General features: G+C 62.2%; 19 protein-coding genes. 3 read left to right on the top strand and 16 right to left on the bottom strand.

All coding sequences use genetic code 11. From position 1 onward, the window contains the following. Positions 1-7: 7 nt before the first annotated feature. The 3 genes from V8689_RS09420 to V8689_RS09410 all read right to left on the bottom strand — a co-directional run bounded on the left by V8689_RS09420 (position 8) and on the right by V8689_RS09410 (position 1,729). Positions 8-373 carry a DUF3742 family protein gene (locus tag V8689_RS09420; protein WP_023103894.1) on the bottom strand — a complete coding sequence of 122 codons (366 nt, stop codon included), beginning with the start codon at positions 371-373 and terminating at the stop codon, positions 8-10. Between the two features lie 84 nt (positions 374-457). Next, positions 458-1,090 (bottom strand): RES family NAD+ phosphorylase, encoded by a 633-nt coding sequence (locus V8689_RS09415; RefSeq protein ID WP_023103893.1) that lies wholly within the window; start codon positions 1,088-1,090, stop codon positions 458-460. Positions 1,091-1,102: 12 nt separating this feature from the next. Next, complete coding sequence (locus V8689_RS09410; RefSeq protein WP_023103892.1) at positions 1,103-1,729, bottom strand: hypothetical protein; 627 nt, start codon at positions 1,727-1,729, stop codon at positions 1,103-1,105. 319 nt (positions 1,730-2,048) lie between these two features. Between V8689_RS09410 and mobH the strand changes: the two genes are divergently transcribed. After that, on the top strand, positions 2,049-3,893 hold the full coding sequence (gene mobH / locus V8689_RS09405) for a MobH family relaxase (RefSeq protein WP_042178553.1): 1,845 nt from the start codon (positions 2,049-2,051) through the stop codon (positions 3,891-3,893). Positions 3,894-3,973: 80 nt separating this feature from the next. On the opposite strand, the gene V8689_RS09400 is transcribed toward mobH, so the two are convergent. The 12 genes from V8689_RS09400 to V8689_RS09345 all read right to left on the bottom strand — a co-directional run bounded on the left by V8689_RS09400 (position 3,974) and on the right by V8689_RS09345 (position 17,739). Further along, entirely contained in the window at positions 3,974-6,625 is a 2,652-nt protein-coding gene (locus V8689_RS09400) for an excinuclease ABC subunit UvrA (RefSeq protein ID WP_020924950.1), read from the bottom strand. A gap of 25 nt (positions 6,626-6,650) precedes the next feature. After that, positions 6,651-8,429, bottom strand: coding sequence for a Na+/H+ antiporter NhaA (gene nhaA / locus V8689_RS09395; protein ID WP_009876622.1), 1,779 nt, complete (start codon positions 8,427-8,429; stop codon positions 6,651-6,653). Positions 8,430-8,570: 141 nt separating this feature from the next. Then, positions 8,571-9,884: a replication-associated recombination protein A gene (locus V8689_RS09390; RefSeq protein WP_023106336.1), complete on the bottom strand. Its 1,314-nt coding sequence runs from the start codon at positions 9,882-9,884 to the stop codon at positions 8,571-8,573. A 51-nt stretch (positions 9,885-9,935) separates the two neighbouring features. Further along, the gene (locus V8689_RS09385; RefSeq protein WP_011871464.1) at positions 9,936-11,243 is read right to left on the bottom strand and encodes an NAD(P)/FAD-dependent oxidoreductase; all 1,308 of its coding nucleotides are present in this window, start codon (positions 11,241-11,243) and stop codon (positions 9,936-9,938) included. A gap of 16 nt (positions 11,244-11,259) precedes the next feature. After that, a complete protein-coding gene (gene fghA, locus V8689_RS09380) occupies positions 11,260-12,090 on the bottom strand; it encodes an S-formylglutathione hydrolase (RefSeq protein WP_011871465.1) in 831 nt (276 codons plus the stop codon). 58 nt (positions 12,091-12,148) lie between these two features. After that, complete coding sequence (locus tag V8689_RS09375; RefSeq protein ID WP_023106334.1) at positions 12,149-13,483, bottom strand: DUF3422 family protein; 1,335 nt, start codon at positions 13,481-13,483, stop codon at positions 12,149-12,151. Between the two features lie 182 nt (positions 13,484-13,665). Then, complete coding sequence (locus V8689_RS09370; protein ID WP_017514589.1) at positions 13,666-14,064, bottom strand: VOC family protein; 399 nt, start codon at positions 14,062-14,064, stop codon at positions 13,666-13,668. 43 nt (positions 14,065-14,107) lie between these two features. Beyond that, positions 14,108-15,217: an S-(hydroxymethyl)glutathione dehydrogenase/class III alcohol dehydrogenase gene (locus tag V8689_RS09365; protein ID WP_007182549.1), complete on the bottom strand. Its 1,110-nt coding sequence runs from the start codon at positions 15,215-15,217 to the stop codon at positions 14,108-14,110. Positions 15,218-15,276: 59 nt separating this feature from the next. Beyond that, a complete protein-coding gene (gene frmR, locus V8689_RS09360) occupies positions 15,277-15,552 on the bottom strand; it encodes a formaldehyde-responsive transcriptional repressor FrmR (protein WP_007182548.1) in 276 nt (91 codons plus the stop codon). Positions 15,553-15,834: 282 nt separating this feature from the next. Further along, positions 15,835-16,725 carry a carbon-nitrogen hydrolase family protein gene (locus V8689_RS09355; protein ID WP_007182547.1) on the bottom strand — a complete coding sequence of 297 codons (891 nt, stop codon included), beginning with the start codon at positions 16,723-16,725 and terminating at the stop codon, positions 15,835-15,837. Further along, positions 16,722-17,330, bottom strand: coding sequence for a GNAT family N-acetyltransferase (locus V8689_RS09350; RefSeq protein WP_007182546.1), 609 nt, complete (start codon positions 17,328-17,330; stop codon positions 16,722-16,724). Before V8689_RS09350 ends, V8689_RS09355 begins: the two co-directional genes overlap by 4 nt. Before the next feature lies 1 nt (position 17,331). Beyond that, a complete protein-coding gene (locus V8689_RS09345) occupies positions 17,332-17,739 on the bottom strand; it encodes a ketosteroid isomerase-related protein (RefSeq protein WP_017514126.1) in 408 nt (135 codons plus the stop codon). Between the two features lie 154 nt (positions 17,740-17,893). Between V8689_RS09345 and V8689_RS09340 the strand changes: the two genes are divergently transcribed. After that, positions 17,894-18,799, top strand: coding sequence for a LysR family transcriptional regulator (locus V8689_RS09340; RefSeq protein WP_020924945.1), 906 nt, complete (start codon positions 17,894-17,896; stop codon positions 18,797-18,799). Between the two features lie 150 nt (positions 18,800-18,949). On the opposite strand, the gene uvrB is transcribed toward V8689_RS09340, so the two are convergent. Next, positions 18,950-20,926 carry an excinuclease ABC subunit UvrB gene (gene uvrB, locus V8689_RS09335; RefSeq protein WP_020924944.1) on the bottom strand — a complete coding sequence of 659 codons (1,977 nt, stop codon included), beginning with the start codon at positions 20,924-20,926 and terminating at the stop codon, positions 18,950-18,952. A 493-nt stretch (positions 20,927-21,419) separates the two neighbouring features. Here uvrB and V8689_RS09330 point away from each other — a divergent pair, with 493 nt between their 5' ends. Then, complete coding sequence (locus V8689_RS09330; RefSeq protein WP_020924943.1) at positions 21,420-22,691, top strand: IS4-like element ISPa45 family transposase; 1,272 nt, start codon at positions 21,420-21,422, stop codon at positions 22,689-22,691. The last annotated feature ends 147 nt before the right edge of the window (positions 22,692-22,838 follow it).

The following is a 22,838-nucleotide window of genomic DNA, read 5'->3' as shown; positions in this document are numbered from 1 at the left end:
GTGCCGATCAGTCGTCGGTGTACAACTCGTGCGACGTATCGTTGTACAGATTGGGATCGTAGCCGGGTGTCTTGCGCAGTTCGGTGAGGTCGGTGAACGGCCACTCGTCTTCTTCCGATGTATTGGCAGCCGCCGCCCATCCCGCCACCACGACTCCCAGCAACACGAGTGCGAACCAGAAGGCGGCGTAGAGCAGCGCGCCCAGCACAGCCAGCTTGACCGCCCACAGCAGCACTGTGGCACCAACCGAAGGCACCCCTTTGGCCACCAACCAATTCGACACCCGCCGTTCGCCACGCGCATAGGCACGCCATCCACGGCCAAAGGCGCGGCCGATACGTTCTGCGGTGCTGGTGCGGGTTGTGGTGTTCATGGTCGTCTCCTGCTACTGAGGAATGCCTATTCCAGTGTGCTCCACTTCATTCCGTTTCGGGCTTCAATGTGTTTTCTTGCTGCTTCAGGACGCTTCGTCATCCGGTTCCACCGGGCCGGAGTCGGGCTCCACGCCGATGCGGTAGGTGGCAACGAAACGCGGCCAGTCCACATGGTCAACCAGGTCGATGTCCTCGACAATGCTGACCTTCGTTCCCGCACGCTCGAACAGAGCGATGCTCGCGGCGGGATAGTTGTTGCGCGACGGATAGAGCACCCCGTCGAACAGCGGCTGGCCGTCGTCGCCAACCATCGCATACACCTGGGCCGACACCTGCTGCGTGTGCGTGTAATCGCGGCTCGCCAACTGCTCCAGATTCAGGCCGAAGTAGCCCGCCATCACGCCCGGCGCCGTGAGGTCGGCCAGGAGCACGTCGTCCAGCACGCCCACAGCGCGGACCATCCGGGCGTGGACCTCCTTCAGGGCGATGGAGCGTTTCGTGTCTTCAAGCCACTGGTGCTTGTGAAACACCGACTCCATCAGCGCCGTGGGCAGGTCTCGCCCCAGGTAGAGCACGCCGTAGGCCCCCGCCGGGTCATCGTAGCGATTCGTGCTGCTGCGACCATAGTACAGCGGGCTGCCCCGATAGACGACGCGGCTCACATGCTGGAGCAGTTCACCGGCATCGATCAGGAACGAAGGCAGCTCGTGGCTCATGGCGATCTCGCTTCAATGCACCTGAACGCCCAGCACGTTGAACACGACCTCGGCCACGTCGTCGATCGTGCCATGCGTCACCGCATCCACCGGCGAGCGCCCACCCAAGCCTTCGAGCGGTTCGGACAGTGCGCGGTAGATCGTCCAGTGATCGATACCCTCGACCTCCTGAAGCACGGTTTGGGTCAACTGCTGTTTCACCGGGTCGAGCTGCCAGTCGGGCAGCTTCTGACCGCGCGGCCCCACGTTCAGCGCCAGCAGCCGACGCGCGAGGATGTCCTTGTAGATCTGCTGGCGCGACTTGTCCGCCAGCTTGGCGAACTCCGCGGGCGGCAGGTTGTGCGGCTGGTTGAAGGTTTCCAGCAGCACGGCACGGCCTCGCTGGACGTCGGTTTCATTCGGTGCCCAGCGCGTGTCGGCACGCAGCGCGGCCGCCTTGCGTGCAAGGGCCTGCCCAACGGTCTCCCCCTCCAAGTTGGCGGGCAGTGTCACCGCTTCCACACGCTCGTGGACGAACGCCTGCAACTCGGCCGCGAAAGCCGTGGCATCCCGGATTTCGACGGTATCCGCGAAGCGGCGTACATCTTCCACCGTGACGCGCGGCAGACGGTCGGCAATGAATTCAATGGCAGTGGGCATGGTCATCTCCCGAGTAGGTTTGGGACAGGATTCACTCTAGTCGCCTTTGTCGCGTTTGTCAACTTAGTCGCCTGAGTGAGAACAACCTACCTGGCGGAAGCAGCGTTCCCACAGCATAGGCAGAGGCCAGCGCCGGGTCGCCGTCCAATGCATTCGAGCGGGTTCCACATTGACGCTGGAGCCGCAACCCAGGCCTCGCTATACCGAAACGGTTAAAGGCCAAAGGGCCGAAATGGCAAGGGAATGGGGTGCAAGGGGAAAGGCCCTACCTCGAAAAGGCCAAAAGGCCTCCCGGTCGGCCCGTCATCAGGACACCCACATGCTTTCCCTGTTCCAGCGAAAACGGCCCCCGGTCGCTGCCGCACCGACGCCACCACCCGTCACCGCCCTCCCGAAAGGGCTGCTGCGTCCTGAGTCGGCCGCATCGCTGCTGGCCACCCCACGCCGGCAGAAGCTGCTGGAGCACATCTGGCAGCGTACCTCGCTCTCGCGTAGGCAATTCGCCACCCTGTATCGCACGCCCCTGGAACGCTATGCCGAACTGGTCCAGGCCTTCCCGGCCTCCGAGGCGCATCACCATGCCTACCCGGGCGGCATGCTCGACCACGGCCTGGAGATCGTCGCCTACAGCCTGAAACTGCGGCAGTCCCATCTGCTGCCCATCGGTGCCAGTCCCGAAGACCAGGCGGCGCAGTCCGAAGCCTGGACCGCCGCCGTTGCCTATGCTGCGCTGCTCCACGATATTGGCAAGATCGCCGTCGATCTACACGTCGAACTGGCCGACGGCAGTACTTGGCATCCGTGGCATGGCCCGCTGCACCAGGCGTACCGATTTCGCTACCGTGACGACCGCGAATACCGCCTGCACAGCGCCGCAACAGGCTTGCTCTATCGCCAACTGCTCGACCGCCACGTCCTGGACTGGCTCAGCGACTATCCGGCTCTCTGGGCACCGCTGCTCTATGTGCTGGCCGGTCAGTACGAACATGCCGGTGTACTGGGGGAACTTGTCGTGCAAGCAGACCGGGCGTCGGTGGCCCAGGAGCTGGGCGGCGATCCGGTGCGCGCCATGGCCGCGCCCAAGCACGCACTGCAACGCAAGCTGCTGGACGGGTTGCGCTACCTGCTCAAGGAACAGTTGAAGCTGAACCAGCCGGAAGCCTCCGATGGCTGGCTCACCGAGGATGGTTTGTGGCTGGTGAGCAAGACGGTTTCGGACAAACTGCGCGCACACCTCCTGTCTCAGGGGATCGATGGCATTCCTGCGAACAACACCGCCGTGTTCAACGTGCTGCAAGACCACGGCATGCTCCAGCCCACCTCGGACGGCAAAGCGGTCTGGCGCGCGACCGTGACCAGCACGACCGGCTGGTCCCATTCGTTCACCCTGTTGCGTCTCGCTCCCGCGCTGATCTGGGAGTCTGGCGAGCGACCAGCACCTTTCGCGGGCACGGTAGAGATCGACGCGACGCCCGCGGAAAACGACGCCTGCATGTCGGCTCCCGCGCCTACCGTCTCGGTGAACCCAGCGCAGGGAGGTCAAGAGCCTCCGATTTGGGAGGGCGACAGCACCACCATCGTTTCACCGCCCGCAGCCCAGCCCGTGCCCGACGTCATGGAGGATTTGCTCGCGATGGTGGGCTTGGGTGAGTCGGCCGGCGTTGGCCAGGATGCCGAGGAGTTCCTCCACACCCCCGCGCCAGCAACAGCCGCGACGTCCATTCCATCGCCTGCACCTGCACCCGCGCCTACGCCTGGGTCATCGGCAACGAAGCCATCCGGGGAACAGTTCATGGTTTGGCTGAAGCAGGGAATCGCCTCACGACGGCTCATCATCAACGACGCGAAGGCACTCGTGCATACGGTGAATGAGACGGCCTACCTGGTCAGCCCGGGTGTGTTCCAACGCTATGCGCAGGAGCATCCCGAAGTGGCCGCACTCGCCAAGCAGGAGAATCAACAGGATTGGCAGTGGGTGCAGAAGCGCTTCGAGAAGCTGCAGCTACATCGAAAGCAGCCCAATGGCCTGAACATTTGGACCTGTGAAGTCACGGGCCCGAGGAAGTCCCGCCGACTGCATGGCTACCTCCTCGAAGATGGGTCCTTGGCACTCGCCGAAATACCGCCCAACAATCCCTATCTTGCTCTGACTCAGGAAGGATGACGCGATTCGGGCATTGATCGCCACCGTCGTGTGGCGACGATCAATGCCCCGCGAAAATTGGCAACATTTGGCGAACTGAGCTACTCGGCCCGCGCCAACTCCTGTGCAAGGAACGGAGCGGTTCTGCTGCCAGACGTTCGGGCCACCTGCTGAGGGGAGCCCGCCACCACGATGCTGCCGCCGGCAGCGCCTGCACCAGGCCCCACGTCGATCACCCAATCGGCCTGGGCCACCGCGCGCATATCGTGTTCGATCATCACTACGGTATTGCCGGCATCGACCAGGCGCTGCAACTGCACCAGCAGCCGGTCGGCGTCCGACGCATGCAGCCCGGTAGTCGGCTCGTCGAGCACGTACAGGCTTCGGCCGCGCTGGCTGCGCTGAAGCTCGGTCGCCAGCTTGATGCGCTGCGCCTCGCCACCGGAAAGCTCAGTGGCTGGTTGTCCCAGGCGCAGATAGCCCAGTCCGATGTCGCGCAGCAGTTGCAGGGGCCTTGCCACCGCGTCTTCACCCGCGAAGAATTCGCTGGCCTCGTCCACGGTCATCTGCAGCACCTCGGCGATGTTGCGCCCGTTCCACTGCACCTTCAGCGTGGCCTCGTTGTAGCGCGCGCCATGGCAGGTCGGGCACGGCGCGTACACGCTGGGCATGAACAGCAGTTCCACGCTAACGAAACCCTCGCCCTCGCAAGTCTCGCAGCGCCCCTTGGCGACGTTGAACGAGAACCGTCCGGCATCATAGCGGCGGCGTCGAGCATCGGGCGTGGCAGCGAACAGCTTGCGCACATGGTCGAACAGGCCCGTGTAGGTGGCCAGGTTCGACCGCGGCGTGCGCCCGATCGGTTTCTGGTCCACCTGCACCAGACGCTGTACGGCGTCCACGTCGCCCGCCAGATGGCCGCCGGTCGCTTCGATCACTGCCGGCCCTTCGCTGGTGGCGCTTTCGGCTACATCGTCTTCCGGCTCGTGGCCCAGGTGCAGCAGCACCAGCTCCGGCAGGGCCTGCGCGACGAGGCTGGACTTGCCCGAGCCGGAGATGCCGGTGACGGCCGTCAGCACGCCCAGCGGAATGCGCGCATTCACGCCATGCAGGTTGTGGCGGTGAATGTCCTGCAGCTCCAGCCAGCCGGTCGCTTCGCGTGCCCGGCTTCCCGGCGCGGGGATCTCATCGAACAGGTAGCGTGCAGTACGCGATTCGGCAATCTTGCGCAGGCCATCCGGCTCGCCGCTGTAGAGCACGCGGCCGCCACGCTCCCCAGCATCCGGCCCGACATCCACCAGCCATTGCGCGCGGCGCATCAGGTCCAAGTCGTGCTCCACCACGAACACCGAGTTGCCGGCGTCGCGCAGCCGGTCGAGCGCGTCGTACAGGGCCTGGCTATCGGAGGGGTGCAGGCCCGCGGAGGGCTCGTCGAGCACGTACACGACACCGAACAGCAGGGAACTCAATTGCGTGGCCAGCCGCAGGCGCTGCAACTCGCCGGCCGAAAGCGTCGGCGTGGCCCGGTCCAGCGTCAGGTAGCCCAGGCCCAGCCCACGCAGTTGGCGCAGGCGTGCCATCACGCCACCGGCCAGGCGCTGCGCGGCGAGGCGCTTTTCTTCCGATAGCGCCGAGGTGCGGCGCACGTCGGGCGATACCGCATGGACGGCGCGGCCGGAGGCCGCGCGTTCGGCACGGTCGCGTCGGGTCGCTTCCTTGTCCGTAGCCGCCCCCGCTGCATGGGCGCGGAAATCGCCCTGGGCGATGGGTTCGAGCAAGGCCGCCAACTGGTCCAGCGGCATCTGCATGAACGCGCCGATGTCCACGCCGGCGAAGGTGACCGACAGCGCCTCGGGCTTGAGCCGCTTGCCGTGGCAGGTGGGGCACGGTTTGCCCTCCATGAACCGGGACACGCGCTTTCTCATCAACGCGCTCTGGGTGTTGGCAAAGGTGTGCAGCACGTAGCGCCTGGCGCCGGTGAAGGTGCCCATGTAGCTCGGCTCCATCTTGCGCTTGAGCGCGGCGCGGGTTTCGGCGGGCGTGAAGCCGGCGTACACCGGCACCGTCGGTGTTTCCTCGGTGAACAGAATCCAGTCGCGATCCTTCTTCGGCAGGTCCTTCCACGGTCGGTCAACGTCGTAGCCCATGCTGACCAGGATGTCGCGCAGGTTCTGGCCTTGCCAGGCGGGGGGCCAGGAGGCGATCGCCCGCTCGCGGATGCTCAGGGAGGGATCGGGCACCATGATGGCCTCGGTCACCTCGTACACATGGCCCAGGCCGTAGCAGGTCGGGCACGCTCCCTGCGGCGTGTTGGGCGAAAAATCCTCGGCGTACAGCATCGGCTGGTTGGCCGGATAGGCGCCGGCGCGCGAATACATCATCCGCACCAGGCTGGACAAGGTGGTCACACTGCCCACGGAGGAACGCGCGTTGCTGGAGCCCCGCTGCTGCTGCAGCGCCACCGCCGGCGGCAGGCCGTCGATCGCATCGACGTCCGGCACGCCGGCCTGCTCGATCAGTCGCCGCGCATAGGGGGCCACCGACTCGAAGTAGCGTCGCTGGGCCTCGGCATAGATGGTGCCGAAGGCCAGCGAGGACTTGCCGGAGCCGGAGACACCCGAGAACACCACCAGCGCGTTACGCGGGATGGAGACGTCCACCTCCTTGAGGTTGTTCTCGCGCGCACCGCGCACTTCCACCATGCCGCTGGCCGCAGCGGTACAAGAGGATTCACCGAAAGAATTGTTTGGCAAGTTTTTATCCTGTAGTTCGTCCCGCTCAGGACGGGACTTCCTGAGTTCGGGTGCCGCGGCGGCTGGCTTCGAGCACTGCGGTGACAGTGCGGGCGTCGTAGCTGCCGCGCAGACGACGACCCTCGACGAAGAACGTCGGCGTGGCGTGCGCACCGCTGGCGACCGCACTGGCGAGGTCGCGCTCGACACGCTCGATCACCGCAGGGCTGTCGAGATCCGCGATGAACCGTTCGACGTCGAGCCCAAGCTCGGCGGCGTAGCCGATCAGATGCTCGCGCTCCAGCGCATGCTGACGGGTGAACACGAAGTCCAGCCACGGCCAGAACATCCCCTGGTTCGCCGCTGCCTCGGACGCCCGCGCGGCAATCGGCCCGTGCGGGTGGTGCGGCAGATGGCGCACCACATACCGCAGGTCGTCACCGAAGTGGGCGCGCAGATCGTCCCACGAACCGGTGGCGTGCGCACAGTACGCGCACTCGAAGTCCACGTACTCGACGAGTGTGAGCTGGGCGTCCTCCGGCCCGCGGATGTGATCGATCTCCGGATCGACCGGCGGCTCAAGCACCATCGGCAGGTCAGCGGTCTTCTCACCCCACCGCTGGGCGGCGACCTTGAAGATCAGCCACCCGAGCAACGTGGCGAACACCATCGACACGAGCACGCCGACCGTCGCCTGGCGGCCCAGGTCGGAGGTCGTGCCGAACGCGAGCCCGATGATCAGCAGCGACACGGTGAAGCCGATCCCGGACAGCGCCGCCCCACCGAACACGCTCCCCACCCCGACGCCCTCGGGCAGCCGGCCCAGGCCGAGACGGACGGCGACGAGCGTGGTGAGCCCGATGCCCAAGAGCTTGCCGAGCACGAGCCCTGCGATGACGCCCCACGTGACTGGCGAGCCAAAGGCCTCGGCGAGCAGCCCGCCACGCACGTCCACCCCGGCGTTCGCCAAGGCGAAGATCGGCACGATCAGCAGCGCCGTCGGCAGCCGCAGGAACTCGTGCAATCGCTCGTTCACCGAGATACCCCGGGACAGCCCGCAGTCCACCGCGCGGGCCGATGCGGCACTCGGCGACTGCCAGAAGTCACGGAACAACTGTCTTGCCGCAACGACCCCGTGACGTTGCGTCGCATAGGCGGGGATCAGCAGCCCCGCGGCCATCCCGGCGAGGGAGGCATGGATGCCGGAATACACGGTTGCGAACCACAGCACGATCACGATCAACACATACGGCGTCGCCCGCCACTGGCGGGTGCGCCCCAACAACCACAATCCAACGAGGCTGGCGAGGGCGATAAGCAACGGGACGATCCGGATCTCCTCGCTATAGACGATGCCGATGATGGACACTGCGAGGAAGTCATCGACCACGGTCAGGGTGAGCAGGAACACGCGCAACTGACCCGATAGCCGCGGGCCGACGATCGCCAAGGTGCCCAGCATGAACGCCGTATCGGTGCCGACCACCGCACCCCACCCGTGCAGGCCCTCACTTCCGGCTAGTTTCACGATCAGGACATACACCAGCGCGGGAAGCACGACTCCCGTGACCCCCGCGATCAGGGCGAGGCGGGCACGGCTGCGGTCACGGAGCGATCCGTGGGCGAACTCCTGACGCACCTCCAGTCCGATCAGGAAGAAGAAGACGACCATCAGGCCGTCGTTGACCCAGTGATGCAGATCCATGTGTAGGCGCAGTGGCCCGAAGTTGAACCCGACGTCTAGGTGCCACAACTCGAAATAGGCGTTAGATAGCGGCGAGTTCGCCCACACGAGCGCCACAACCGTGACGATCACCAGCAGCACCGCAGCGCCAGACTCCGTGCGTAGATAGTGGGCAACGCGTCTCCGTCTGATATGCGCCGAGGACTCACCAAAAGAAGAGGCTGGCATGTGCTTATCCTGTAGTTTGTGAGATCACGATGGGCAGGTTTCGGAGGCGACCGGTCAGGCGTCCGCCTCTGGCAGCGTCCCATCATCCAGCGAGCGCAGCCAAGTAAGCCATTCTCCCAGCCTGCGCTCAACACCTCTGTCCGTTGGCTGATACCAGCCCGGCCGCGCCACGCCCTCGGGAAAGTAGCTTTGCCCAGCGGCGTAGCCGTTGGGCTCGTCAGGAGCGTAGCGGTAGCCTTCGTGATACCCCATCTGCTGCATCAGCTTCGTCGGCGCATTGCGAAGATGGAGAGGCACAGGCAGGGAGCCGCTGTTCTTGACGAAGGTCTTCGCCTTGTTCCAGGCGGCATAGGCAGCGTTCGACTTGGGGGCGGCAGCAAGGTAGGTCGCCGCGTGGGCAATCGGTATTTCGCCTTCGGGGGAACCCAGCCTCTCATAAGCCAGCGCGGCATTGAGCGCCAGTTGCAGCGCCTGCGGGTCGGCATTGCCGATGTCTTCGCTGGCCACTACCACCATGCGGCGGGTCACCTGGCTGACGTCGCCGCTACCGTCAAGGATGCGGGCCAGCCAATACAGGGCCGCATCAGGGTCGGAGCCCCGTAGCGACTTGTGGAAGGCTGAGAGCTGCCAGTAGAACTCGTCACCGCCCTTGTCGAACCTGCGCAGCGATGGACTGGTGGACAGCTTGGCGGACTGGCCATCGACCACGGTCTTGCCAGCGCCCGACGCCGCATTCGTCACCTGCTCAAGCAGATTGAGGAAGCGCCTGCCATCGCCATCGGCAAAGCCCTTGAGCAGATCCAGCGCGTCCGCGTCCAACGTGACGCCCTGGAGATGCGGCAGTGCGCGTTCGTAGAGTTGGTTCAGTTCGTCGCTGGACAGCGGTTCGAGGGTATAGACCTGCGCGCGCGAGAGCAGTGCGGAATTGACCGCCAACCCCGGATGCTCGGTCGTCCCCCCCACCAGGGTCAGGAGCCCCGACTCGACATGGGGCAGCAGGGCATCCTGCTGCGCCTTGTTGAAGCGATGGATCTCATCGACGAAAAGCACCGTCGATCGACCATGGTTGTCCAGTTCGGCCTGGGCCTCGTCGATGGCTTGCCGGATGTCCTTCACCCCGGCCAGCACGGCCGAGATGGCGATGAATCGGCTGTCGGTCGCACTGGCGGCCAGGCGCCCTAGGGTGGTCTTGCCCACGCCTGGCGGCCCCCAGAGGATGAACGAGTGCAACTTGCCCGCCTCGAACGCGAGACGCAGCGGCTTGCCGGGGCCGAGCAAGTGCCGTTGCCCGACGAATTCGTCCAGCGTCTTGGGCCGCAGGAGTTCGGCCAAGGGAGGCTTGGGCTTTGTCGTGAATAGATCGGTCAAGTTCCTCTCCCTGGCATTTCTGATAGTTGACGTTCCGATAAGGTGGGCACCTCAATCCAGAGAGCCGGATTTATCCAACGCCGTGGGCTCTTTGTCGGCAATCGCATGCATGATGATGCGAGAGCCGCGGTAGCCGATGCTGTGGTTCCATACCCAGCTCAAAGCGACACTGAGACGATTTCGCGTGCCGATCAGAAAGTAGATGTGCGCCAGCTTCCAGATCCACCACGCAAAGGCACCACGCAGCTTCACCCGCCCCATGTCAATCACCGCCAGGCTGCGGCCGATGGTGGCCAGGTTCCCCTGATGCCGGTATTTGAAAGGCCCGTCAGCGGGCTTGCCCTTCAAACGCCGTCCAATCAGGTTAGCGACGTACTTCCCTTGCTGTTTGGCGGCCGGGGCGATGCCCGGCACGGGCTTCCCATCGGCCATGGTGCACGAGGCTGTATCGCCGATGGCGAAGACCTCCGGGCGACCGGCCACCGTCAGGTCAGGGCCAACGACCACTCGACCAGCACGATCAGACGCAGCGCCCAACCAGCGAGCCGCGGGAGACGCCTGGACTCCGGCGGCCCAGACGATGGTCTTGGCCGAAAGGGGCTTGCCGCCATACACCACGCCGTCGGCCGAGCATTCGGTGACCGGAGTACCCAGCACGACCTCGACCCCGAGTTTTTCGAGTGCCTGGCGCGTATAGGCCGAAAGATCCTCTGGAAAGACCGACAACAGACGCGGGCCAGCCTCGATCAGTACAACCCGCGATGTGCTCGGGTCGATCGAGCGGAAGTCACGCGCCAGCGTGTCTCGTGCCAGCTCGGCGATGGTTCCGGCCAATTCAACCCCGGTGGGACCACCACCGATGATGACGAACGTCTGCAGCGCGGCACGCTGCTGAGGATCGCTCGTGCGCTCAGCTTCCTCGAAAGCCGCGAGGATTCGGCCCCGAATGGTCGTGGCATCTTCCAGCGTCTTCAACCCCGGCGCGAAAGCCCCCCATTCGTCGTGTCCGAAGTAGGCATGGGTAGCACCTGTCGCGAGCACGAGCGTGTCGTAGGTTTGCCGCATTCCATTGTTGAGAATGACCTGACGCGCGTCCTGGTCGATACCTTCCACTTCCGCCATCAAGGTGTTCACTTCCGGGCGATTTCGGAAGAGATAGCGAATAGGCCAGGCGATCTCGGATGTCGAAAGTGACGCACCTGCGACCTGGTAAAGCAAGGGTTGGAACAGGTGATGATTGCGCCGATCGATGATCGTCACATCGACCTCGACACCAGCAAGCTGGTTGGCAACCTCGATCCCGCCGAAGCCCGCTCCGATAATGACGACGTGATGTCGGTTTTTGGAGGTCTTTGTCATGACCTGATCTCCTCTCTCAGCGTTTCAGCGCCGATGCGTGGTGTGCCATATGCTCGCCAATGAAGCTGGCAATGAAGTAGTAGCTGTGGTCGTAGCCTGGGCGCAGATTCAACGTGAGCGGGTGCCCCGTCTCGTCGCAGGCTTTGCGCAGCAGGTCGGGCTGAAGCTGGCTCTCCAGGAACTCGTCGCCCAAGCCCTGATCAACCAGCAACGGCAAACGCTCCTGCACGGTGCGAATCAGCTCCACGGTGTCGTACTGCTTCCACACTTCCCGATCGCTGCCCAGGTACGCCTCGAAGGCCTTGTGCCCCCAGGGAACCTGGGTGGGGGCGACGATGGGCGAGAAGGCCGAGACGCTTCGATAACGGCCCGGGTTGCGCAGGGCGATGACCAGAGCGCCGTGTCCTCCCATGGAATGGCCGCTGATGCTCCGCTCCGCTGTCACGGGAAAGTGGGCCTCGATCAGCGCCGGCAATTCCTGCACGACGTAGTCGTACATCCGATGATTCGCAGCCCAGGGTTCCTGTGTGGCGTTGACGTAGAAACCCGCCCCCTGTCCGAGGTCATAGGCAGGATCGTCGGCAACGCCTTCGCCGCGAGCACTGCTATCGGGCGCGACGACGGCAATGCCATGTTCGGCCGCGTAGCGCTGGACGGCGGCCTTGGTGATGAAGTTCTGCTCGGTGCAGGTGAGGCCTGAAAGCCAGTACAGCACCGGCACCTTGCCGTGCTGTGCCTGCGGAGGCAGATAGACGCCGACCTTCATCGTGCAACCGAGCGTCGTGGATTCATGCTGATAAACGTCCTGCCAACCATCAAAGCTGGCGTGATGTTCGATGCGTTCCATGTAGTTCTCCTATGTTCAAAGGAACGGCGCAGCTCTCGCGCGCCAGGACGGCAGCTCGTCAGGAAGATTTCTCTTCCGCTGCCGTGTCGCCGTGGGCGTGTCTGATCCTGCGCACGATCCACCAGATCGTCAGCATCACCGCAGGCACCAGAACCGCCATCACCGGCGCCACGCTGTCGTGAACCATCGGAATGCCCTTGAGCAAATAGCCGAGAAGACTCACGACGTAATAAGAAATTGCCGCGACCGACAGGCCTTCGACGGTTTGCTGAAGGCGCAATTGCATCTTGGCCCGGTTGTTCATCGACGCAAGCAGATCGCGGTTCTGGCGTTCAAGCTCGACGTCGATCCAGGAACGCAGCAACGCGATGGCCCGGGTCAGCTTGTCGGAGAGCTTGGTCTGGCGCTCCTTTACGGATTGGCATGTCCGCATGGCGGGAGCGATGCGACGCTGCAGGAAATCCGCCCAGGTGCAGTACCCGGATACGGCCTCTTCCGAAAGCGCTGCCAGCCTTTCCTCGACGATCTCGTAGTAGGCACGACTGGCGCCGAAGCGATAGAGATTCGCCGCAACGCCAGCTTCCAGTTCGGCAGCCAGGCCGGTCAATTCGGACAGCAGCACGTCGCTGTCGCGCCGTTCCACCAAGCTCGTACACATCTCGTCGGTGATCGCCGCAAGGCGCGACTCCATGCGCCGCAGCTCCGACGTCATCGACCGCGTCAACGGCAAGGACAGCAACGCCAAGGTACGGTAGGTCTCGATCTCCAGCAGACGTTGAGCCAGCGCACCCGCCCGCGCCGGGGTCAAATCGCGGGCAAGGACGAGGATCTGCGTCAGGCCATCCTCATCCTGTCGGAAGTCGGTGAGGATGGCGGCAGAGCCGTTCTCCACCAGCGAGTAGCACAGGCTGGCAGGATCGAAGCGATCGGCCTCCTTCTCCGTTTCCGGCGTCCATGGAAGAAGTCTCAAACGGATGCCGGATACGACCGGGCCGGGAGGAACAAATCCATGCTTGAACGGATTTTCGCCGCACGGCTCTCCCGTCTCGGAATCCAGCGAAGCGCACCAGAGATACGTTGAGAACTCGGTGTGCTTTTCACAGTGCAGGTCTCCCTCATCCCATGTCATGCCGTGAAGCGGCGTAGCGTGGTCGGGCTCGGCAACGCCGAAGCGATGAGACAACTCACTCATCGCCATCTGATCCCTGGCCTGATCGCCTTCGGTCATGAAAGCGAGCTGCAATATGCCGCGGGGGGCCTGAATCAACAGATGCGGGCGCGCATGCACTTCACCCACGGCCGCAGCACGATCGGCATAGGCCGGCATGCCGTACACGGTGGCGGTCGGGGCGGGTTGTACGGTCGTCGCATTGATGTTGGCCGGCTCTTGCATAACGACCTCATTTCTCATTGGTTGAAAAACACGCTTCAAAGCAAATGCCCGCAGCCATGCGTTTCGCACATGGCTGCGGGCCGATCTTCATGAGCAGGCACCGCTCTACACGGTCCGTCTAATAGGCTCGCCGTATAGAGGCTTGTGCTGGCCCTTTCAGAACGCCCTCAGCTTCCTTGCTTTCAGACGAAGGTGTACGAGCAGACCTTGTTGCCCGCCGGATCACGCAGGTAGGCCGCATAGGCACCCGGCAGGTGACCACGTGCGCCAGGCTGGCCCTCGTCGGTGCCGCCTGCGGCAAGGCCGGCAGCATGGAAGGCATCCACTTCGGCGGGAGTGGCGGCCGCAAAGCCGATCGTCACGCCGTTGCTGGAGGGCGCTTCACCATTGCCCGGACGGGCGATGATGAAAGCCGGCTTTTCGCGACCGAAAAGTACCCATCCGTTGTTGAAAGGACCGAGGTTCTTGATGCCAAGAGCACCCAGAGCGGCGTCGTAGAACGCGACCGACTTCTGAAGGTCGGCAGCGCCGATAAAAATGTGCGAAAAGATGCCATCGCCAGAAATGACAGGAGTGGACATGATTAATTTCCTTGGTGGTTGGTGTTGAATGGGTAGTGGGCGGTCAGTAGTGGATCACCGTGCGAATCGACTTGCCTTCATGCATCAGGTCGAAGGCCTTGTTGATGTCGTCGAGGCCCATGGTGTGGGTGACGAACGGGGCGAGATCGATCTCGCCTTTCATTGCGTCCTCCACCATGCCGGGAAGTTGAGTGCGGCCCTTGACCCCGCCGAAAGCCGAGCCCTTCCAGGTGCGACCGGTGATCAACTGGAACGGGCGCGTCGAAATTTCCTTGCCTGCACCAGCCACGCCGATGACGATCGACTGGCCCCAGCCACGATGTGCTGCTTCTAGTGCCGAGCGCATCACGTTGACGTTGCCGATGCACTCGAAGGTGTGATCGACACCCCAACCGGTCATCTCGATGAGAACCTCGTGAATCGGCTTGTCGAAGTCCTTCGGGTTGAGGCATTCGGTCGCGCCGAAGGTACGAGCCAGCTCGAACTTCGCTGGATTGGTGTCGATGGCGATGATGCGACCTGCCTTGGCCTGGCGTGCCCCCTGAATCGCAGCGAGCCCGATGCCGCCGAGGCCGAAGATGGCCACAGAGTCACCCGGCTGAACCTTGGCCGTGTTGTGAACAGCGCCGATGCCGGTGGTCACACCGCAACCCAGCAGGCAGACATGCTCGGGATTGGCGTCCGGGTTGATCTTGGCCAGCGAGACTTCGGCCACCACCGTGTATTCGCTGAAGGTCGAGCAGCCCATGTAGTGGTAGATCGGCTGGCCGTTGTAGCTGAAGCGGGTGGTGCCATCGGGCATCACGCCCTTGCCCTGGGTGGCGCGCACCGCGACACACAGGTTGGTCTTGCCGGACTTGCAGAACAGGCACTCGCCGCACTCGGCGGTATAGAGGGGAATGACGTGATCGCCAGGCTTCACGCTGGTCACACCTTCACCCACCTCCACGACGATACCCGCACCTTCATGACCCAGCACGACCGGGAAGAGACCTTCGGGGTCGTCGCCCGACAGGGTGAAGGCGTCGGTATGGCAAACGCCGGTGTTCGTGATCTTGATGAGCACCTCGCCCTTGCGCGGCGGCTCGACGTCGATCTCGACGATTTCCAGCGGCTTTCCTGGCCCGAAGGCAACTGCTGCACGTGATTTCATGATGTCGCTTCCTTTACTAGCTAACTAAATTTGCCCTCACCGAGGGCACCCTGGTGCCTCTACCGCAGATAGGAGCGGACGATAGAGATGGTCTCGTCAATGGACTTGTTCTGCGAATCGCTCCTGATTTCGCTACTGGGAAACTCTTCCCGCAGATAGCTCTCCAGAACGGTTGCCATCAATCCGTTGACTGCCCCACGAACGGCCGCAAGCTGCTGAAGAATTGCAGGGCATTCCGCACCTGCATCGAGCGCTTGCTCAAGAGTCGCTACCTGACCTTTGATGCGCCGGATGCGCGTCAGGGCTTGCTTCTTTTCTTCCGGGCTGTGTGGCATCGAACACCTCTCTACTTGGGTACACCGCCGCATTATACAATACTCCACCATAGTATATGCGGCCGAACTTCGCCACAAATTCTGTGCTCTTCGAGCACTATTACAGGCTAGTACAGATTTGTTCCCAAGAAGCGCAAAACATTCAAATCAATGAATATTTCTTGCATGTATCGACAGCATCGGGGCAAGTTCAAAACCGGTCAAACTGGAAAAATCTATGCGCAGATAGATATGGCCTATCTAAGCCAACTCATCGAGCTGAAGCTATCAAGATGAGACCGGCTAGGCGACCTGACGACCCGAGTACCGAGCCTTCCTCAGTGCAGGCAACATCTGGCCGTCCCAGTCACGATCGACCGCAACCTGGGCCTGTTCCTGGTTTCGTTCGAGGGCTTCAACGTCCAGATCAGCAATCGCCCATGTCTGCGTGCCGCAAGTCGTCGCGAGAATGCCATCCTCCGGGAATCCGCGATCCATGGGTGCATAGATCGTGGCCTCGCCAGTATTCGTGTCCAGCGCCGGGCTCCAGTCAGCAGCTCCGGTCGTCACGGCCTGCGCGATGAACATTCGGTTCTCCAGTGCCCGCGCCATGCAGCCCACACGGACCCGGGTTGCACCTGCTTGGGTGTCGGTACAGCTCGGGACCAGCAGCAGGCGCACTCCCGCCTCTCGCTGGGCTCGCACGGGCAATGGAAACTCACTGTCATAGCAAACAGCGATGCCGGCACGCACGCCTTTCAAATCGAACACCTTCAGTTCGTCGCCACCCTCGATGACGCCGGCGTCTTTCTCGAACCCCGTCAACTGCAATTTGTCTTGGTAGTCGCGTGTGCCGTCAGGCGCAAACCACCAAGCCCGGTTGCGGTAGCGGTCCAATCCAACCTGGGTCAAAAACGTACCGGCCTGAATGGTCATGCACAACTCGCGCGACAGGTCGGCATACAGTGCCAGCCACGCAGGCTGCAAGGCCTGCAGCGCGGCCAGAGAGGCGTTGAAATCATGGCGGATGCCAGGCTCGAACGTTGCAGCCAGTTCGAGGGATAGATACTCGGGCAACACGGCCAGTTCCGCCCCGCCACGGCGCGCCTCCTCCAGAACCAGCCGCTGCCGCGCAGCAAATGCCTCGAAGCCCGCGGGCTGACCCACTGAGTATTTCGCAACTGCTACTTTCATTTCGCGTTCTCCAGGGAGTGCAGCCACATCGTGAGCGTCTGCTCGGTTTCGCTCGGCTCACCCACCTGCTTCCAGGGCAGCGTAACCTTCATGTCCGACTGCCGCACGTAGCCGCGACGGGTCCAGAAGGGGTCATTACTGCGGTAGTTGGAAGGACGCCGGAGATCGTCGTCTGCACGATCCACCGACGCGAACGATGCCCACTGCATGCCGCCCAACGAACGGGCATGCGCTTCGCGCTCGTCAAAGAAGCGATGGCCCAGGCCAAGGCCCCGGAAGGCCGGGAGCAGGACTGATTCGCCACAGTAAAACACTGCCTCCACCGGGATTCCTCGATCGGCGAACGGCACATGGAAGGCCGGCTCCGCATCGCCGAGCGGCAACCCCGTGGACGCACCCACGACCACATCATCAGCGAGCGCGAGTACCAGCAGGCTGTCTGCCGAACGGGCGTACATGGCGAGGTAGTGCTTCTCGTATTCGGTGTCGCCCTCGTACAGGTAAGGAAAGCTGCGGAAGACGCTCGCCCGCAGGCCTGCCACGGCATCGAACCATTCGGCAATGTCCGGGCCACGACGAACCAGCACCTGCACGTCGCTGGTCATTTCAGGCGTCCCCTCCAACCTGTGCGATCCAGTCGCCGAGGTTGTAGTAGTTGGTGACACGAGCGATCTTGCCATCGCGGATCTCGAAGAACGCGCCGCCCGGCAGCACGTAGCGCTGGCCCTGGGCTTCCGGCAGCCCGTCGTCCGTCACCTTGTATTCGCCATGCACCACGTACTCCGCGCCTGCACGCAGGCCGTCGGCGCTGACCATCACCACGATCCCGCGCAGTTGCTCGCCATAGCAGCGGTCCATGCGCTGCAGGAAGGCGCGGAAGGCTTCGCGACCGACCTCACGAGCGCCCTGGTTCAAGTCGTGCGCGACGTCATCGGTCAACATTGACAGCATGGCCTCGCGGTCGCCGCGGTTGAAGGCGTCGTAGTAGGCAGTGATGAGAGTCGCAGCGTTCATTCGCGTTCCTTGTTGGGTTGTTCGGAGCGGAGCATTCCGGGGTGTTGTCAGTCTGGGCAACCGCGCTCTCCTTGTATATGGAATTGTTGCGATTTTATAATTCCACAATCTGGAACAATTAACGAGCAGCGAAACCGGCCATGAGGCGTGCGTCATGAACAAAGAAATGGAACTACTGCGCATCTTTCGGGTGGCGGCCGAAAGCAGCAGTTTTCGCGATGCGGCCGTCCGGCTGGGGACTTCTCCGCAAGGTGTAACCCGTGCCATCCAGCAACTGGAGCAACACTACGGCGAGGTGTTGTTTCATCGAAGCACGCGCCAGGTGCGCATCACCGCCTTCGGCGAAGGGCTGCTAGACCAAGTGCGCCCCGCATTGGAGCGGTTCGAGGATCTGTGGCGAACGCCTAGCTCCGACCAGCAGGCCTCTCTGTCCGGTACGGTTCGCATCACCGCACCGCACAGCTTGGGCACCAGAGCGGTGCTACCGGCACTGGAGCGCGTGGCCGCGCGTCATCCCGGCATCACGCTGGATGTGCGCCTGTCCGATCGCATCAGCAATACGGTTGACGAAGGGATTGACGTCGGGATCAGGGTCGGATTCATGCGCGATAGCCGCTTCGTCGCACGCAAGGCCGCCGACATGAGACTCCCCATCGTTGCCGCTCCGCGCCTGATCAAGAAAGTGGGCGTACCTGCAAACATCGATGCGCTAAGCAGCCTGCCAGTTACCGTGGCCTTGGATATCAATACCGGCCGTCCCTGGCCTTGGCACTTCAAGGCGGGACGCCAGTGGACACCTACCGCACCCACTCTCGTCGCCGACAATGCCGACATGGAAATGGGAGCGGCGCTGGCCGGGATCGCGTTCGCGCAACTGGCGGACTACATGGCCGCCCCCTACATTGCCAGCGGGAAGCTCGTGCGAGTGCTGGAGAACGAAGAACCTCCGGCATGGGGGTTGTACGTCTATCGGCCTCAGCGTGGCCCCATTCCGGGAAGGGTTCGAGCGGTATTTGATGAAATGCTGGTCGCCGTTGGATCGTTGCCAGCTTTGCGCTGACACGTCGCAAGACGCTGTAGGGCACACATCTTGGAAAGCGGGGCACTGAGCCTCGGCGGCTCACCCCTCCGGTTGAATGATGAACCGACCGTCTGCCCGCTTGCCCCAGATGCAGATCGGTCGGCCATGCAACCCAATGCCGGCGAACGATTAGATGTAAATGAATTGCCGGTACAACCCATCCAACTGACGACGAATGTCTTCGACGCGCTGCTCGTCACCGGTATCGGTAAATTCGAGTAGCTGCTGTTCCTTGGCAGTGATCTGATCGCAAAGGTCGGACAAGTTCTCGCAGAAAGCCTCGGAATGAACGGTGGGCTCCTCCGTATTCGTCTCTTCCCCTGCTAGTTTTCGCACAGACGAGGCTGGAGAAATCCCATTTTCCTCGTTAAAGGCAATTTGAAGCTGCCTGCGCCTATTGGTCTCATCGATCGCCTGCTTCATCGCCGGCGTCACCGCGTCGGCGTACAAGATCGCCTTGCCGTTTTCATTCCGAGCGACTCGACCGATCATCTGAATGAGCGCATGGGCCGAACGCAAGAACCCTGCACGGTCTGCATCGAGAATGGCAACCAATGATGCCTCTGGAATATCCAGCCCTTCGCGCAAAAGACTAATCCCAATCAAAACATCGAACTCTCCTGCGCGCAGGCCATTGATGATCTCAACACGATCCTCCGCTTTTATGTCCGAATGCATGTAGCGCGCTCGAATCCCGTTGTCCGTCAAGAAATCCGTTAGCTCTTCTGCACTGACCTTCGTCAGCGTAGTCACAAGCACTCGATTCTTTCTCTTCACGCACTTCGATATTTCGGCAAGCAGGTCATCTATGTATCCATCCGCTTTCCGCACTTCAACCTTGGGGTCAAGCAGTCCCGTTGGCCTGATAACCTGTTCGACAACCCTGCCTTTCGACACCCTCAGCTCGTAGTCGCCCGGAGTAGCGGAAACAAAGATGGTCTGAGGCTTGACCTTCTCGAACTCGTCAAAGTTCAATGGCCGGTTGTTCTTCGATGAAGGCAAACGGAACCCGTAATCGATCAGCGTGTCCTTGCGCGCCTGATCCCCCCGGTACATTGCGGATATCTGTGGCACCATGACATGAGATTCATCGACGAACAGCAGCCCGTCTTTCGGCAAATAATCCAGCAACGTGATCGGAGGAGAAGCTGCGTCTCGGTCGCTGAAGTAGCAGGAATAATTCTCCATCCCCGAGCAATAGCCGACCTCGCGCATCATTTCCACGTCATGCGTGATCCGCTCGTACAGCCTGATTGCCTCGACCAAGCGATTATTCCTGTTCAGCTCGGCAACCCGCTCTTCCATATCAGCGAGTATCTTTTTGGATGCAGAATCTATTTTGTTCGTGGGCGGCGCGAAAAGCGTTTTTGGCGAAACCAAATAATGGTCTATCTCTCCCAACGTCTTGCCGGTAACAGGGTCCATCCATTGGACAGACGCAACAGTGTCATCCAACAGTTCCACCCGAACCGCCCTGTACTCGGAATCAGCGGGGAAAATGTCAATCACATCACCTTGGACGCGGAACGTTGCACGCTTGAGAGTGCGCTCCGTGCGATCATATTGCAGCAAAGCCAAGCGACGAATTAGCTCTCTCTGGTTTAGTTTGACCCCAGGGGACAGAGCGATCTGTAGCGCTCGGTATGCATCTGGATCACCCAGGCCGTAGATTGAAGACACCGAAGCGACGACGATCACGTCACGACGCTCAATCAAGGATTTGGTCGTGGACAGGCGCAGGCGCTCAAGGTGGTCATTGATGGCCGAGTCCTTTGGAATGAAACGATCGGTGCCCGGCATATAGATTTCGGGCTGAAAATAATCGTAGTAGGAAACGAAGTACTCGACCGCGTTCTCAGGAAAGAAGTGCTTCATTTCACCATAAAGCTGCGCGGTCAACGTCTTGTTAGGAGCCAAGATCAACGTAGGCCGCTTCAGACGATGAATCACATTGGCCATGGTGAAGGTCTTACCTGAGCCGGTGATACCTTTCAGCGTCTGGTGCGTCGCACCTTCTTCTATGTCCGACAGCAGGCGCGCTATCGCCTCTGGCTGGTCCCCCGCCGGCGTATAGTTGGAGTGCAGAATAAACATACCGGTTGACATTAGATATCTCCTAATTGAGCTACTTCAATTTGTCCTGATGTATCGGCTATTCCAGAAGACCTATAGCAGTACCAAACTGGGGTGTAAATGACGGCGATCCTGCCGCGCCCCACCTGGGCGTAGGCGTCGCCAACATGATAGCCCAGCACATGGGCGGGCTTCCCAGTGCATATCCGCCGATCGCCACGACGTCAGCCAGCGGCCCGTCTGCCAATGCACCTGGAGCCACTCGCCTCGTTGAGCGCTGACATCGAGCCGTGGCGGGCGAGGTTGCTCTGTACGCCCAATGTGTGGCGCCGGCTCCCGCCGATACGCGCCTTTGTCTCTCTCAGCCCTCCAGACGAGGCGTTGGAAACGTGGAGCTACGTCAATGTCATCAACTTAAGGAATTTTTCCTATAAATATCATATAATTAGCGCTAAATTCAGCGCATAGGAGAAACCCTTTTGGCCCCTCATTCCACACCGTTTGACACCGCCCAGCAAACCCTGGCTTGAAAATTGTACAAAAAATAACCAGTCAGCTCGATTGTCCCGACTTCATCGATACCCACCGCCAGCGCCCTCACGACTTTACCCGCCGACGCCAACTGACCTTCAAGAACCTCGTCCTGTTTTTGCTCAATCAGCCACGCACCGCCCTGCAAACCGAGCTCGATCAGTTCTATCGCGTGCTCAACCAGGCCTCGGCCGAGACCCAGGTGGTCACCGCGCAGGCCTTCAGCAAGGCGCGCGGCAAGCTCAAGCCCGAGGTCTTCGAGAGCCTCAACCAAACCCTTCAGCAACAGCTCGACAGCCTCGGGCTGCGCCAGACGTGGCGCGGGTTACGGGTACTCGCCGTGGACGGCTCGACCGTCCATTTACCGCTGGAGTCGGTCATGACGCGCTTTTTCGGCTGCCATAGCGAGTTTCCCGTTGCCCGTCTGTCCATGCTCTACGACGTCGCCGACGGCCAGACGCTACACAGCCTGATCGTGCCATCCGCAGTCGGCGAGCGCGATTGCGCCCATCTGCACCTCGAGCATCTGCCCGCTGACAGCCTGACGTTGTTTGATCGCGGCTACCCCGGACACTGGCTGTTTGCGCTGTTCGAGCAGCACCGGCGACATTTCCTGATGCGCCTGCCGTGTGGCTACAACGCGCAGGTCAAACAGTTTCTCCGCTCGGGGCAGACAGAAGACACGCAGTTCTTCTCTGCCAGTCATCCCGAGGCGCGCCTGTTCTGTACCGAGGCCGGCGTCGATCCCGCGGGCCGGGTCGAATTGCGCCTGATCCGGGTCGAGCTAGCCAGCGGTGAAAGCGAAGTGCTGCTGACCTCCCTGCTGGATCGACAGGCCTTCCCGGCCGAGGTGTTCGCGGATCTTTACCACCGCCGCTGGGGCATCGAAACGGACTACCGCCGCCTCAAGCAGACCCTCTGCCTCGACAACTTTAGCGGCCGTAGCGTGACGGCCGTGAAGCAGGACTTTCATGCCGGGCAACTGCTGAAAAACCTAGCGCTGCTGATGCAACATCTGCTGCAACCGGTCATCGAGCAGCGCCACAAAGGCCGCAAGCTGCGCTGGAAGGTCAACTTCACCCAAGGGGTGTCACGCCTCAAGAACACCCTGGTCGACCTGCTGGTACGCCCCGGTGTGCAGGGGCTGGCCAACGTGATGGAGTTGATGGCCAACAGCCTCAGCGCTGTGCGCCCGGGCCGCAGCTTCCCGCGCCAGCGTATGCGCCTGGCCAGTCGCGGCTGCGAGGGCTACAAACCGACGCGCTAAGAACAAGCAGCACCCGAACTGCACCGCAAAAAAGCTGGCCAGACAGCGGCCGGCACGCGCTCGCCCGGAAAACGAGAAATCCCGCCCGCCGAGGCGAACCGGCATCCATTAAGCTGGCGTCTGGGTCGCACATGCGCTGAACTGGGG

The sequence above is a fragment of the Pseudomonas sp. AK181 genome (genome assembly GCF_051122975.1).
Taxonomy (GTDB): domain Bacteria; phylum Pseudomonadota; class Gammaproteobacteria; order Pseudomonadales; family Pseudomonadaceae; genus Aquipseudomonas; species Aquipseudomonas lactis.
This window is presented reverse-complemented; position numbering and strand designations above follow the sequence as displayed.

What these genes read in the sequence shown, in the direction of transcription:
- fghA (WP_011871465.1), bottom strand. Translation starts at nt 12,090, where the DNA reads ATGGAACGCATCGAACATCACGCCAGCTTTGATGGTTGGCAGGACGTT.
- V8689_RS09420 (WP_023103894.1), bottom strand. Translation starts at nt 373, where the DNA reads ATGAACACCACAACCCGCACCAGCACCGCAGAACGTATCGGCCGCGCC.
- V8689_RS09365 (WP_007182549.1), bottom strand. Translation starts at nt 15,217, where the DNA reads ATGAAATCACGTGCAGCAGTTGCCTTCGGGCCAGGAAAGCCGCTGGAA.
- V8689_RS09375 (WP_023106334.1), bottom strand. Translation starts at nt 13,483, where the DNA reads ATGCAAGAGCCGGCCAACATCAATGCGACGACCGTACAACCCGCCCCG.
- V8689_RS09385 (WP_011871464.1), bottom strand. Translation starts at nt 11,243, where the DNA reads ATGACAAAGACCTCCAAAAACCGACATCACGTCGTCATTATCGGAGCG.
- V8689_RS09340 (WP_020924945.1), top strand. Translation starts at nt 17,894, where the DNA reads ATGAACAAAGAAATGGAACTACTGCGCATCTTTCGGGTGGCGGCCGAA.
- V8689_RS09415 (WP_023103893.1), bottom strand. Translation starts at nt 1,090, where the DNA reads ATGAGCCACGAGCTGCCTTCGTTCCTGATCGATGCCGGTGAACTGCTC.
- V8689_RS09350 (WP_007182546.1), bottom strand. Translation starts at nt 17,330, where the DNA reads ATGACCAGCGACGTGCAGGTGCTGGTTCGTCGTGGCCCGGACATTGCC.
- V8689_RS09345 (WP_017514126.1), bottom strand. Translation starts at nt 17,739, where the DNA reads ATGAACGCTGCGACTCTCATCACTGCCTACTACGACGCCTTCAACCGC.
- V8689_RS09410 (WP_023103892.1), bottom strand. Translation starts at nt 1,729, where the DNA reads ATGCCCACTGCCATTGAATTCATTGCCGACCGTCTGCCGCGCGTCACG.
- mobH (WP_042178553.1), top strand. Translation starts at nt 2,049, where the DNA reads ATGCTTTCCCTGTTCCAGCGAAAACGGCCCCCGGTCGCTGCCGCACCG.
- V8689_RS09355 (WP_007182547.1), bottom strand. Translation starts at nt 16,725, where the DNA reads ATGAAAGTAGCAGTTGCGAAATACTCAGTGGGTCAGCCCGCGGGCTTC.
- frmR (WP_007182548.1), bottom strand. Translation starts at nt 15,552, where the DNA reads ATGCCACACAGCCCGGAAGAAAAGAAGCAAGCCCTGACGCGCATCCGG.
- uvrB (WP_020924944.1), bottom strand. Translation starts at nt 20,926, where the DNA reads ATGTCAACCGGTATGTTTATTCTGCACTCCAACTATACGCCGGCGGGG.
- V8689_RS09370 (WP_017514589.1), bottom strand. Translation starts at nt 14,064, where the DNA reads ATGTCCACTCCTGTCATTTCTGGCGATGGCATCTTTTCGCACATTTTT.